The organism is Propionivibrio sp., from assembly GCF_029255185.1.
Taxonomy (GTDB): Bacteria; Pseudomonadota; Gammaproteobacteria; order Burkholderiales; family Rhodocyclaceae; genus Propionivibrio.
On record NZ_JAPUVO010000090.1, the window covers coordinates 1 to 12,835 of the forward strand.

The following is a 12,835-nucleotide window of genomic DNA, read 5'->3' on the forward strand; positions in this document are numbered from 1 at the left end:
AAGCTGGGAGAACGCCCAGCAGCGCCTGATTTCCAGCCGGCCATGATCTTTCTCAACCGACTCGTCGAAGGTGTGCGGGGTGTGCTTCCAGCCTTCCGCCTGTCCGATTTCGAAGAAAGTCTTTATCGATTCGGCTAGTTTGGGCTATCGTCAATCACATGAGAAACATGCCGACCCAGCTTGATGAAATTCTGCCGCACCACACCACGATGCCCGTCGAACTCATCACCGAACGTTTGGAAATCAAGCCCGACAGCAACATCCAATAGATGACGATCCAGACGGCCAGCAGTTCCTCGGCCGAAGCGTGCTCCATCGCCAGCTGATCCGTGTGGAAGAGCTGCAGCTACATACACTACGACGTGGGCGAGTTCGGCATGGCCGCAATCATGAACGGCCGCGTCCTGCACGGCGGCTTTCGTAATAACGCCTTATCTCCCAGAGCGCGCCATAGAGACTAGTTCAATCAACTCTTTGCTTATGGTTTGAAATTCTTTTTGCGTTAGAGGCATAAGCCCGGTAGATAGAGCGATGTCGGCAGGCAAATTTTTTATGGCGGGAACATGTGGGGCAAGCAACAAAATTTCTGTCTGAAAGCCTGGCGGAGGCACGATTAAGAAACGCCCTGGACGGTTTAAGCCGGGAATTGGAAGTTCGACAACACCAAACACTGCGCGCGCGCCGGCTTTGTTGAATTGTTCGATGACTTCTGCCGCAGAACCAGCCTTGCTTTCCAGCCCAAAAGTCGTGAAAGCAACACCATCGATTTCGGTGCTCATTTCGCTTTGCATAGTTGCGGCGATTTCATCCATTTCCTTACCAACACCTTTGGGTGGTGCGTCGAATCGGTACAACCAATCCGAGCCATCAAACCACTCGCCTGATACATTGCCGTTCAGTTTGGTCACGCGCACAGCGTCATCGACTGAGGCTTTGACCCAGCCGGCATCAACCAGTCCAAGTTCATGCGACAGAGCACGGCCCAAGGCACGCTCACGCAAAACTCGGGTGACGTTTTGCGTGAGCGCTACGCCTTCCCCTATAGGGCCTTGAAGAGCACTTTGCAGCCCCTTATATTTTTTTCCTAATTCACGTCGTATTGCAGCCGGACTCATCTTGAGTAAAGGTTTTCCAGTGCCGTCGAGTCGTCGCAAAATCTTCTCTAGGGCTTTTCGCAATGAGGCGTTTTCAAGCGATCCGACGACATTGACCCACTTAAGTAAATTGGGGTAACGCAAACTTTCTTTACTATCCATCAATGCTTTTTCAATTCGCTTCAGGACATCAGGCACATGCTGCGCTACGGGCTTAGCAATTTTTTTTGCGGCATTGTTGGCCACCCTTTCCGGCACCAAGTGTCCAGCGCCGACTAGGCCGCGACCGGTCGCTTCAACAGGCGCGCTTCTTAGCGTGACATGTTCTTCCATCGATTTAATCGCTTCGAGCAAGACTTTTTTATCCTCTTTAGCCAATTGCTCTGCTGATTTTTTTAAGGTGCTAACGCTTTTATGAAACGCTATTTGATCGGCTTGAAAAATTTTCATCGCCGCACGTTTTTCAGCACTGGGGAGTTTTAAGAACTCCAAATAAGCCGCTTCTAACGCATTGAGTTGTTGGCACGCTTGCACAAACTCAAGCTGGATTTTAGTTGGCCATTTAAATCGTTTAAAAATAGCTTGAATGATTTCCGGCAAACCCGGAGCAAGTTCTTTGACGGTATTGCGCTCAATTCGACCCGCCGCCTTGGTGAGGTATTCGGCAGCTTCTTCGGCTGGACCGAGCAGGACATGCGTCGATGCTTGAACAAGTTTGGTATTCATTGCATCACTTTCTTAACACCACGCAATACAGGTGCTATATCCAGCGCAGCAAACGCCACAGAAAGCGCAATCGCCGAAGTGTCGGGCGATTGCTCGGAAAGCGCCAGGCCTGGGTCGAGGGTGCAGAAATATGGTGCGACGCTTTGATCGTAGTCTTCAATCGCGTCATATACGCCTTTACCGGACACAGCAACGCCAAATGCTGCGCCAAGCGGTGGGGCAATGGCGGTTAACAAGATGTCGGCAGCGACCAATCCTACAGTTTCAACAATCGCCAAGCCCATTTGATTGCGTGCCTTTTGTTGTCTGAGTGGTGCCAATGCTTCAAGCACATCGGAAGCTAATTTTAAATTTTCATCAGCTTGGTCTTCTTGCAGCCTGACTAGCCCCGCATGAATCAAAGATGGATGACGCCAGAGCAGGTCGTTGTCGATGAGTGCTCCAGCAAGACGAGCTTCGACATCAACATCGGTTAACCCACCCGCATCGTTAAACGAAATCTGGTTTGCTTGAGGCGAGATTCTTTCCAGTAGATAGAGCATGTGCTGCGCGGATTGGTAGAGCCGATGCAAGAGGAGTCCGAGTGGCTTTGAAAAATGTGCTAAACCATGATCAAGCGCTTCGAGCAAAACGTCTGGCGGGGTGCGAAACAAAATGGGGTGATGCAAAGCATGAACGCCAATTTCAGCGGAATAACGTGCCATTGATGGACCTAGAATCCGTTGCATTTCTTTTTGCAGGTCTGGCGCGCCATAAGCACCCATGACAGAAAACAAGCTCTTCAATTGTTCGTAGGCCTTCTTTACTTCAAGCGCCGCCGGGCGCATCGCCGCCATGCGGTTTTGTAAATCCTGAACCAAGGGTTTCGCCGTATTGATGATGATAGGTGGCATTTTTTTATTTGCCAGCATGGCGATAGCGCTTTGCGTACTGCTTTGATCGAGCGTGCTATAGACCGTTAGCCACAACGCAGCTTGATCCATCGAAGCGCGCATGCGCTCTAAACCGGCTTCACGTGTAGCAATTTCGATAGCGGCAATTTTTTTACAGCGCGCACGCGCTTCTTGCCGGACAGCATTTTGCCAAGCGCGTAGGGTGCGTTGCGCTAGCTTTAAGGCGGCTGTGTCTAGGCTGGGCGCGCTGTAATCGGCCTGCGGTGGAAAAACCTGTCGCCGGAAATAACGCAGTGACTCATTGTTAAGTAATGCATCGGACAAATTCTTTCGGGCAAAAGAAGGCATACGAAACAGTGAATTGGGCACCGACAAACTGGACAATAGATCGAACGGATTGCTTCTCACATTCCAGCCTGGCGGCAAGTATTGACGGCGCATTTCAGGCGCTGAAAAGGCAGCGCAGATTAACGCCAGTTGTAATTCAAAAGAAAGGATACGCTGCGTGCCGCCGGTAGCAAACGCTAGCCCGGCGAGACGTTGCATCTGTTGGAATACGCCTGTGCGTTCAAAGTCGTTCGATTGTGGATTTTCAGGAACCGCAGGAAATTCAATGTCAACATCTTCAATGCGTACCGCAACATATTGCGGCGCCGGCCATTGAAATGTGCGCGCATCAAGCTTTGGCACCGCCGGCAACTGTGCCGTGTTCACTGCTGCGGCTTTTGGTGCGGCATTCTCAGCAAGGTAATCCCACACATACCCGGTAATACGAAAGTGCGGGTTAGTGGCTGAAGGATCATCAGCCAAGGTGATTACCCGGGTATTTGATTCAGATTTACGTCCAGCCCAGAGGATGGCGCGACAAACGGGTCAAGAATTTTTTTGTCGAGTAAGGCTTCGCGGCGTTGTGCTTCAGCTTTTTCTTGGCGCGCTAAAGCGTCGAGCCGGACGAGCTCATGGCCGCGCGCAGTTTCAATGTACTCCTCGCAACCAGTACAAGCGCCTAAACGTGTTGCGACCGATACTCCCGGTGTCGGCAGTACCACTGTGTCCGGCGTCAAAGCTGCGCTATTAAAGGCAGTGGTCAAGGTAGTGCGCAAACCGGCGACAAAGGTTGATAAATCGCTCGTTGCCAAAGGCGTCAAAGGCACGGCTAACGAGCGCCCGCTCATGGCGACAACACGCGGCTCAAACATACCCACGTTGAGTTTTCCGTCGGACACGGCGACGATGCGCGAGGCCTGCTCAGTCACCGGTAAAGATTGAAATAACGCGTAGTTGTAGTGATCTTTATGGTCGTTAAAATGCGCTAGCAAGATCTTTTGTCGTTCCCACGCATGCGCCAGTTCATCGAGCGGAAACGCCATAGCTAATTTATCATCGGTACTGGCCTTGCCTTGACGCCCTTCGGCTTCGGTCTTGGCGACATCAGCGCTCTTCATGGCTTCGCCTTGCGTTTGCTTGGCCTGCCATTCTTGGTAGGCACGCGCGAGTTGGTCGGCCAGGCCGGCAAGACCAGCATCGTTCGGCGTGTACAAGCTTTCATTTTTTAGATTGCTAGTCCAAAAACCCCAGTCCCAAAAAATGTAGCCTGGCTGCGCTTGTATCTTTGCCGCCAGCCCACTTTGTTCTTTTTCCTGGTCAGAGAGCTGCGTCAAATTACCCAAATTCGTAGGCGCGTCGGGCTTGGGTAATACGCTCAATAAACGTTGTGCCTTATCAGCGTAAGTGGCACCACCGGAACCGCTGGCCACTTCTTCCAGTGCTGTTAGTAGCGCTGGAAACTTGGCAGCGCACAGATTGATGAATAGCCAATACTGTCCATTACGACGCGCAGCTTCAGTTACGCTGACTTTGTTCGGGTCTTTGCTGGCAATAGCGCTCATCGCCACATCAATGTTGGCGTTACTGCGAATTGTCTTTAGCGCTTTGATCATCTGCTCGGTGATGCGCCCCAGTTCAGCGGCCTGTTGTTCTGCGGGGCTCGGCATATTGCTGCCACCAGGCGGGGGGTCGGCGCGTTGAGTTGCCAACTCATCGAGTTTTACAACTTCGGCTTCCTGCTCGGCCAGCAAACGCTTTGCTTCTTGATACGCGGCGACCATGCGACACGCATCAAAGCCCGCAGCCAGAGCCGGCTCTAGCAAAGCTTCGCGCAGACTGCTTTCATTACGCCGCACGACCTCAGAAGTAAAGTCGCCAATTTGTATCGGGTTCGGAATCAAAACAACCAGGCGTAAACGATCTGGCTGAAAACTCAGCGTAATCGTGTAGTGCGCCAGTGTTTCAAAAAAATCCATGGTCAAGGTGTGACATTGGTTCGGGTTGCGAATAATACGCGTGGTGCGTTCTTCACGGCCCTGTTCTACGGTTTGCGTGATGCGTGTTACTCGTTTGGTACGCACCCGCGACGAAGCTTTCAGCGTTGATTCTTTAACCGACTGCGAGGAATTTTTGACGGTTTGTTGAATCGATTGTGTATCCGAAACTCCCCCACGGGCTTGAACATTAATCGTTGCCGTCCCTAAACCGTACGATGCATCAATCGAACCGGACACCTGCCAGGCGAAATCGCGCTTCGAAACCATCTCCCGAAATACGTCTTCTGTATCGCGCGTGCTTTGGCTAAATTCGGTACTTTGTTCAGTGTCAGTTTCAGACGATTGTTCCAGGGTGCGCGAACGACGCTCCCAGCTAAAGACTTGCAAGGTCAACTCTTCTTGCGGCGCAAGCGCCAAACTCTGCAATAGGTTGCCACGACTAAAGCCGTTCAAAGTCCACTCCTGGCGCCACGGAACAAACACGGCGACGGGCAAACCTGTTTTAGTTGGCAAACGCGGCTCGACAAGGTCGTTAAAACCAGGTGTTGTTGCGTTATTGCCCGAGTTATTGCCCGAAGGGGTGTTCGTCGTTGAGGTGTTGTTATTGCTATCCGCGATGAACCATTGCGGTCGCTTTCCCTCTTTCCACGGAGTGACAAAAAAGCCATCTTTTTGTTTTAATTTGTTGAGATAAGTTGTCCAGTCCATGCCTGGCGGTTTAATGGTGATTAAGCCTTTGAGACCCTGTACCAAACGTGGGTCTAATGCGTCGCTTTTGGCTTCGCCAGGACGCACTACCGTGAGGCTGACCTTATCGCTGCCAAGCAGTACGTTGGCGCTGCCTTTATTGATCAAGCTTTCGACGTGGTTAGGGTTGAGATTAAGCGGCAAACCCTTGCCTTGTCGATTAGGAATAACCGGGGCAGCAAGAAATCCATCCAGGTCATGAATCTCGAAATTGCCCGCGAGCGGCTTGCCTTGATTGGCTGGCGCCAAACGCACTGGCAGTGCTTTGCCATTTTTTAGCGCCGCGCTGGTCAATACGGTGCCGCCTTCACGCAAAACGCGTACTGCTGCTGCGTCAAGTAGCGGTTTGTAAGAACGCTCGCCAACTTTGATGTCTTGTCCAGCCAGCACTGCTAACAACTGTTTATCACTCAAGCTAACGTCAGTAAAACTCGGCGTTAAACGCAGCATGATCGGACTGGCATTCGTGTTATTCACTTCACTCGCCAAGGCATCGACGACTAGGCCAGCGCGCAGCGCTGGCAGCACCTCGTCAATAATGTCGAGCCGGTATACCTTGCCAGAAATGCTGATTTCATAATTTTCTTCGAGCGTATTCAAATTTCCCAGTTGCGCTTCAAGCACACGAACCTGCGCAGCGCTACCGCTTTCCAGTAACCGTGCCAAAGAAGCTTGCTGCTCTTGTTGTGGCGCCTCGGCGTCGCTGCTTGTTTTTTGCGCCTTGAGTGGAGAGCGCGCTTGCTGCACACCACCGCTGCTTTTGGCTTCTTGACCCAGAGTGCCGGCGGTATCGAGAACAATGCGTACTGGTGTCGGCAATTGCCCCGGCGCCGGAGTGGTCGGCGCCGCCTGATACAACTCGATGAACTGCCCAAAATCAAATTGTCGTGTGACGCCAAGCTCCGGTATGGTATCGGCGCAGCCAGTTAAACGAGTGGGAGCAGTGGAAAGGGGTGGCATAAGAGTTGACCCTGGTTGAGGTTAAACACGCAGGGGCAAATGCTAACAAAACAAATACGCATTGGGGAAGTTCTGAACAAGTCATGCTCACGCAAAGTAGTAATGTCCGCTTTCTCCCAAGAAGAGGACGCGTTGCTTAACGTCAACAATGTAGCCATCGTAGTCGCGATGCTGCGATCGATAATGCGCTCGGCACGGTCACTCGCTGATATGCTTTGAAACTCCTAAATAATTGCGAATTGCGTCATGGCCCGTATCAAAATTGAAATCCCTGAACATTTCCCCTTCACCACTGAAGTCGCCCTCTACCTTAGCCATATGAACTACGGCGGGCACCTCGACAACGCGCTCCTGCTCACCGTGGTTTCAGAGGCGCGCGCAAGGTTTTTCCAGTTCCTCGGGTACACCGAAATGAATGTCGAAGGGGTTGGCATCATTGTCGCGGATGCGGCTGTTCAGTACCAATCAGAGGCTTTCCATGGCGAGGTGATGGCAGTGCGCATGGCTGCTGTCGAGTTCAACAACTATGGTTGCGATCTGCTCTGGTGCATGAACGAGAAGTCGTCCGGGCGCGAGGTGGCGCGTGGCAAAACCGGGATTGTTTTCTTCGACTATACTGCGCGCAAGGTCACGTTAGTGCCGGAAAAGTTTCGCGCGTGTTGTGTTTTGCGGCCCCGATGACTGTTGCATTGGTCAAGATGCCGGAAAAGCGACCCACAATCGGGCCTCATATCACCCATGCTCTGTTCGATAACGCACAGAAATCGTTCCAGGCTTGTGGATAATCAAAACCCCGATGGCCTGAACACACTGTGACGCTTTGGCCATACATTGACATTGGAGTAGCCGCACATGAAACCGATTACCGGAATAAAAAACAAATGGCTGGTCTATAGCGCCGCAGTGGTATTAGGCACAGCAGCGCTCGCCTCCTTCGCTCGTGCCGAGCCTGTTATGCAGACTGCCGGCCAGGTGGCCTATGTGTCTGGAGGGGTCGGTACGGAGTCGATTGAGCGCCTCACGGCACAGGCCGACGAGTTCAATCTCAAGCTTGTATTCGCTCTGAATTCCGGCGAATTCGTCAGCGGCGTCAAGGTCATCATTACCGATGACAAAGGCCAGGCCGTTCTCGATGCCGTGTCCGAAGGGCCATGGTTCCTGGCCCGTCTGCCCGTGGGAAAATATCAGATCGTCGCCAGCCTGGCAGACAAAGCGGAGAGACGATCGGTTAACGTTGGCGCGGCAAAACTCATGACCGTTGATTTTCGCTGGGCAGCTAACTGACCTGCCGGAAGCGAAACATCATGGATGCTATTTGCATAGCTGACTTGAGTCCTGGCGGTACTGCACATCGGACAGCAAGCGCTTTAGCTCCTTGCTGACCACGGCGTAGCACTCGCAGGCGTGGGCTTCCAGTCCGGTGCGATCGGTCACAGCGATGTGGCCGCGGCGATAGCTGATCAAGCCAGCGCGTTGCAAATTTCCGGCAGCTTCGGTGATCCCTTCGCGGCGCACGCCAAGCATGCTGGCGACCAGTTCCTGGGTCATGACCAGCTCGTTGCTCGGTAGGCGGTCAAGGGTCAGCAGCAACCAGCGGCAGAGCTGCTGCTCAAGCGAATGGTGACGATTGCATACCGCCGTCTGCGCCATCTGGGTCAACAGCGCTTGGGTATAACGCAGCAGAAGACGTTGCAACAGCCCGCCACGATTGAATTCCTGCAGTAGTTTGTGCCGCTCCAGTCGGTAAGCGTGGCCAGCGGTTTGCACGACTGCCGAGCTGGGCGTTGTGTCGCCGCCCATGAACAGTGAAATGCCGACCAGCCCTTCATTGCCGACCCCCGCCGTTTCAGCCGATGCGCCGGATTCCATGACATAGTGCAGCGAGACGATGGCAGTGGTTGGAAAATAGCCGTGCTGCAACTGACCGCCGGGTTCATAGAGCATATGTCCGAGCGGTAGCGGGACCAATTCAAGATGCGGCGAGATGAGTTCAAACTCGCTCGCCGGCAATGCGGCAAGGAGATGGTTCTGACTGGGGCTGTGGGGCAATGACAGCGCTATTTTTGGCGACAGGGCACTCATTTACTTCTCGGTCGCTTCTGTGTGCGCTTCTGTGCGCGCCTCCGTGTGCAACTCAACGCCGATTCCGCGGTAACCGAGGAAGCGGCAATTGCGGTCGAACATCGGCTCGCCGCTAACCTTGAAGCTTTGCCGCGAACCATTGGCATTGACGCGGCTGAAAACAAAATCCAGGAAGGGCTGGCGGGCGGCAATCCGTTCTTGCAACTGGGCCCGTTCCACCTCGTTCCAGCCGGCCACCTGAATCGGGTCGCTACCTCCGGTCAAGGTGTCGACCCGGATTCCGAGCATTTCGAGGACCGGTCCTGAAACCTTGGTGAAACTCATGTTTTCATCCTGCTCCCAGTACCAATCCGAGGCCAGTTCAGTCAGGCTGCGATAGCGGGCTTCGCTCTCGCGCAGTTCAGCGGTGCGTTCCTGCACCGTCTGCTCCAGCTCCTTGCTGTAATTTTCGAGTTTATTGTAAAGCAGGCGTACTTCAAGCATATTGTGGATACGCGTCTTGACTTCGATCAGGTCGAAGGGTTTGCTGATGAAGTCTCTGGCGCCGGCTTGCAGGGCGCGCAGCTTGTGGCCGGGCTGAGCGGTGAGCACGAGCACCGGCAGGTAATCATCGGCCTCGTTGGTCTTGAGGCATTCGATGACCTGGAATCCGTCCATGATTGGCATCTGCAGATCGAGTAGGATCAAGTCGTAGTGGTTTTTCCGGTGCAGCGCGCAGACCTCCTGCGGATTCATCGTCGAGCTCACGCTGGTGTAACCGGCCTCACCGAGCAATTGCTCAAGCAGACTGATATTGGATTCCTGATCGTCAACAATCAGGATACTGGCCTTAAAAATCTCGGAGGGGCTGATCATCATGCTTTCCTTTTTTGATTGCATTGGCTGATGCGGCTGATTCCAGCGCAGCATCGAGCACGACCACGAATTCATTGACCTTGATCGGTTTGGTGAGATAGCTGAAGAAACCGGCCTCCATGGCCTTCTCTATGTCACGCGGTACCGCATTGGCACTCAGGGCTATGATTGGAATATGCGCCGTTGACGGGTCGCCACGAAGTATTTTCATGCCGTCGATGCCGCTGATTCCGGGCAGGTTGATGTCCATCAGGATGACCTCGGGCTGATAAACCCGAGCATACTCGATGCCGAGATTGCCGTCTGGGGCACTGAGCAGGCGCAGGTCGCTGCGCCGTTCAATGATCTGCTCGACCAGTTCAAGGTTGGCGGGGTTATCTTCCACGTAGAGCAGGGTGCGCAGCGACGTGCCTTCCGCTACCTGCGTGTAAACCAGGTCAGTTAGCCTGGCCTCGTGCGCGGCATGCAAGGGCGCACTGGCCAGGGTCAATTCGAACCAGAACACACTGCCCACCCCGACCACGCTATCCGCCCCGATGCGCCCCCCATCAGTTCAACCAGACGTTTGCTGACCATCAGGCCGATGCCCGTACCTTCTTCGGCGCTGCTTTCCTTGCCGAGACGATTGAAGGGCTGGAAAAGCTGACCAAGCTGTTCCGCAGTCAGTCCGGCGCCGGTATCGCGAACACTGATGCGCAGCGAATTGCTCGTACCCTGGGTGCATTCAACAAAGACCAGACCCTCGGGTTTGTTGTACTTGATGGCGTTGTAAAGGAGATTGATCAGCACCTGCTTGACACGCATCCGATCCGCACTGACAAAACAGGGCGTTTCAAAGCGCGGAAAGCTCATGCCGATACCGCGTTTGTAAGCCTGTGGCTCGATCATTGCCCGGCACTCGAGCATTACTTCGACCAGCGAGACCGACTCCCGCGATAGCGTCACCTTTCCCGACTCGATCAGCGCCAGATCGAGAATTTCGTTGATCAGTTCAAGCAGGTACCAACCTGCCTTGAGAATCTGGTCGATGCTGCGCTTTTGCGAGGGGTTTAATGGCGACGAGCCGGATTCGACGAGTTGGGCGAAACCAAGAATTGCGTTGAGCGGCGTGCGCAATTCGTGGCTCATATTCGAAAGAAAATCAGTTTTCGCGCGGTTGGCCTTTTCCGCGACAAAGGTGGCGCGTTCAAGCTCGGTGTTTTTGTCGAGCAGCGCGTGTTCGAGCAAGGCCCGCTCGCTTTCGATACGCAGGCGTGCCGTATTGTCGGTGCCGATCAGCAGGTAGCCAATGATGTCGTTTTTCTCGTCACGCAACGCGGTGACCGACACTAGCGCCGGTAAGCGGCTGCCGTCCTTGCGGATATAGGTCAGCTCGTAGATATCTTCGATGCCACGCGAGGCTTTGAAGATCAAGGCTTCAAAGCCCGGTGCAATGGGCCTTTCCAACTCAACGCTGAGGGTCTGCGCACGAACGATCACTTCCTGCGGGTCAGAAATCTCAGCCGGTGTGATCTTGTTCATCACCTCGGCCGCCGTGTAGCCGAGCATGCATTCGGCACCAACGTTGAAGATTTGGATAACGCCCTTGGCGTCGGTCGCGATGCACGAGAAATTGGCGCTTTTGAAAATCGCGTTTTGCAGCGCGCCGGCCTTGAGCAAAGCAGCTTCAGCCTGCTTGCGGGCACTGATGTCACGCAAAATTCCAGTAAAAAATCGCTGGTCGCCGAGGACCATTTGGCTGACTACAATTTCAAGCGGAAAAATGCTGCCATCCTTGCGCCGGCCGACCACCTCGCGCCCGAGCCCAACGGCGCGTGCCGTGTCGCTGGCGCTGTAATACTCGAGGCTGCCATTATTCTGGCCCTGATCAAGCTCGGGAACGAGCAGGCTAAACTTGCGTCCGGCAAGCTCTTCGGCACTGTAGCCGAACATCTGTTCGGCCGCCGGGTTGACTGTTTCGATGGCGCCGCCACGGGCCAGGAAAGTGATGACGCCGTCGGCGATGGTATTGAGCAGTGTATGCACCAGCGTGGCGCTGTCATTGAGCGACTGTTGCAGCGCATACTCCTCGGTAACATTGCGAAAGACTAGGACAGCGCCGACCACCTGCTTGTTGCGGTCGCGAATTGGTGCGCAACTGTCGGCGATGTCGTACTCACGGCCATCGCGTGCAATCAGCACGGTGTGGTTGGCCAATCCCTGTAGAGTGCCATGGGCCAGTACATCGAGGACCGGGATCGTCGAGTCCTGGCGCGAGACCTTGTTAACGATGTGGAAAACATCACTGACCGGGCGACCGATGGCTTCGTCCTGCGTCCAGCCGGTGAGCTGTTCGGCAACGGGATTGAGCCGCGTTACCCGCGCTTCGCTGTCGGTCGCCAACACCGCGTCGCCGATCGAGTTAAGCGTCACGTCGAGATTTTCCTGGCTTTCGATCAGGGTGACGTAGGCCTGCTGCAACTGGCTGTTCATCGCTTCCTGGATCGTGAGCAGATGCTTTGTTTCGAGGTGAACCAGATCCTTCAAGCGCTGTCGTGCCTGACGGTGTATCAACCAGGCGAAGGCCAGGGCAAAGAATAGCGCCAGCAGACTGGCGACAACGATCAGGCTAAACATGCGGCGCATGTCGGACTGGAACTCGATTTCGCGTTGCGCCAGCAGGCTTTCTTCCAGTTCGATGAATGCATGCATTTCGACCCGAATCGAATCCATCAGGCGCTTGCCCTGACCACTGCTGACCAGCGCCAGTGCGCCAGGCAGGTCGCCGTGGCGGCGCAAGTCGATGGCCTGCGCCATTTCAGCCAATTTGGCAGCGATCATCGGTGCAATGGCGCTCAGATGCAGCTTGGCCGCGCCCAGCAGGGTTTGTTTATCCAATTCATTCAGATGGCCGGTGATTCTGTCGCGCTCCCTCAGATAGGGCTCCAGATAGGTCTCGTCACCGGTCAACAAATAGCCGCGCTGACCGGTCTCGGCATCTTTTAATGCCGACAGAAAACCAAGCGCGTTGTTGATGACGCTGTAGGTGTGCCGGCGGACGCCAGCCGCCTCCTCAATTTGCCGGAAGGTCGATAGAGAAATTATCATGCCGAGCACCAGCAGCAGGCTAGTCACGACCAGCCAGACAATAATTTTGTTTGCCGCTTTCAAAGCG

Annotated in this window: 10 protein-coding genes; 2 read left to right on the forward strand and 8 right to left on the reverse strand. The window is 54.2% G+C overall.

Features of this window, described 5'->3' with window-relative positions; all coding sequences use genetic code 11:
- Positions 1–154: 154 nt before the first annotated feature.
- The 4 genes from Q1J43_RS06630 to Q1J43_RS06645 form a co-directional block, all read right to left on the reverse strand.
- Positions 155–316: a hypothetical protein gene (locus tag Q1J43_RS06630; RefSeq protein ID WP_301101636.1), complete on the reverse strand. Its 162-nt coding sequence runs from the start codon at positions 314–316 to the stop codon at positions 155–157.
- Positions 317–431: 115 nt separating this feature from the next.
- Positions 432–1,820: a hypothetical protein gene (locus tag Q1J43_RS06635; RefSeq protein ID WP_301101637.1), complete on the reverse strand. Its 1,389-nt coding sequence runs from the start codon at positions 1,818–1,820 to the stop codon at positions 432–434.
- Positions 1,817–3,523 carry a hypothetical protein gene (locus tag Q1J43_RS06640; protein ID WP_301101638.1) on the reverse strand — a complete coding sequence of 569 codons (1,707 nt, stop codon included), beginning with the start codon at positions 3,521–3,523 and terminating at the stop codon, positions 1,817–1,819. The genes Q1J43_RS06635 and Q1J43_RS06640 overlap by 4 nt, the downstream gene beginning before the upstream one ends.
- A 5-nt stretch (positions 3,524–3,528) precedes the next feature.
- The gene (locus tag Q1J43_RS06645; RefSeq protein WP_301101639.1) at positions 3,529–6,744 is read right to left on the reverse strand and encodes a hypothetical protein; all 3,216 of its coding nucleotides are present in this window, start codon (positions 6,742–6,744) and stop codon (positions 3,529–3,531) included.
- Positions 6,745–6,990: 246 nt separating this feature from the next.
- Between Q1J43_RS06645 and Q1J43_RS06650 the strand changes: the two genes are divergently transcribed.
- Both Q1J43_RS06650 and Q1J43_RS06655 read left to right on the forward strand, forming a co-directional pair.
- Entirely contained in the window at positions 6,991–7,425 is a 435-nt protein-coding gene (locus tag Q1J43_RS06650; RefSeq protein WP_301101640.1) for a thioesterase family protein, read from the forward strand.
- A 171-nt stretch (positions 7,426–7,596) separates the two neighbouring features.
- Positions 7,597–8,028, forward strand: a complete 432-nt coding sequence (locus Q1J43_RS06655) for a carboxypeptidase-like regulatory domain-containing protein (RefSeq protein ID WP_301101641.1) — start codon at positions 7,597–7,599, stop codon at positions 8,026–8,028.
- Positions 8,029–8,055: 27 nt separating this feature from the next.
- Here Q1J43_RS06655 and Q1J43_RS06660 read toward each other — a convergent pair whose 3' ends face one another.
- Genes Q1J43_RS06660 through Q1J43_RS06675 form a run of 4 tightly spaced genes read right to left on the reverse strand, consistent with a single transcriptional unit; the run spans position 8,056 to position 12,831 of the window.
- The gene (locus tag Q1J43_RS06660; protein WP_301101642.1) at positions 8,056–8,826 is read right to left on the reverse strand and encodes a Crp/Fnr family transcriptional regulator; all 771 of its coding nucleotides are present in this window, start codon (positions 8,824–8,826) and stop codon (positions 8,056–8,058) included.
- Positions 8,827–9,684: a response regulator gene (locus tag Q1J43_RS06665; RefSeq protein ID WP_301101643.1), complete on the reverse strand. Its 858-nt coding sequence runs from the start codon at positions 9,682–9,684 to the stop codon at positions 8,827–8,829. It lies immediately after the preceding gene.
- Positions 9,656–10,186 (reverse strand): response regulator, encoded by a 531-nt coding sequence (locus tag Q1J43_RS06670; RefSeq protein ID WP_301101644.1) that lies wholly within the window; start codon positions 10,184–10,186, stop codon positions 9,656–9,658. Before Q1J43_RS06670 ends, Q1J43_RS06665 begins: the two co-directional genes overlap by 29 nt.
- Positions 10,168–12,831 carry a PAS domain S-box protein gene (locus Q1J43_RS06675; RefSeq protein WP_301101645.1) on the reverse strand — a complete coding sequence of 888 codons (2,664 nt, stop codon included), beginning with the start codon at positions 12,829–12,831 and terminating at the stop codon, positions 10,168–10,170. The genes Q1J43_RS06670 and Q1J43_RS06675 overlap by 19 nt, the downstream gene beginning before the upstream one ends.
- Positions 12,832–12,835: the final 4 nt, after the last annotated feature.

What these genes read in the sequence shown, in the direction of transcription:
- Q1J43_RS06660 (WP_301101642.1), bottom strand. Translation starts at nt 8,826, where the DNA reads ATGAGTGCCCTGTCGCCAAAAATAGCGCTGTCATTGCCCCACAGCCCC.
- Q1J43_RS06655 (WP_301101641.1), top strand. Translation starts at nt 7,597, where the DNA reads ATGAAACCGATTACCGGAATAAAAAACAAATGGCTGGTCTATAGCGCC.
- Q1J43_RS06650 (WP_301101640.1), top strand. Translation starts at nt 6,991, where the DNA reads ATGGCCCGTATCAAAATTGAAATCCCTGAACATTTCCCCTTCACCACT.
- Q1J43_RS06630 (WP_301101636.1), bottom strand. Translation starts at nt 316, where the DNA reads ATGGAGCACGCTTCGGCCGAGGAACTGCTGGCCGTCTGGATCGTCATC.
- Q1J43_RS06635 (WP_301101637.1), bottom strand. Translation starts at nt 1,820, where the DNA reads ATGAATACCAAACTTGTTCAAGCATCGACGCATGTCCTGCTCGGTCCA.
- Q1J43_RS06645 (WP_301101639.1), bottom strand. Translation starts at nt 6,744, where the DNA reads ATGCCACCCCTTTCCACTGCTCCCACTCGTTTAACTGGCTGCGCCGAT.
- Q1J43_RS06665 (WP_301101643.1), bottom strand. Translation starts at nt 9,684, where the DNA reads ATGATGATCAGCCCCTCCGAGATTTTTAAGGCCAGTATCCTGATTGTT.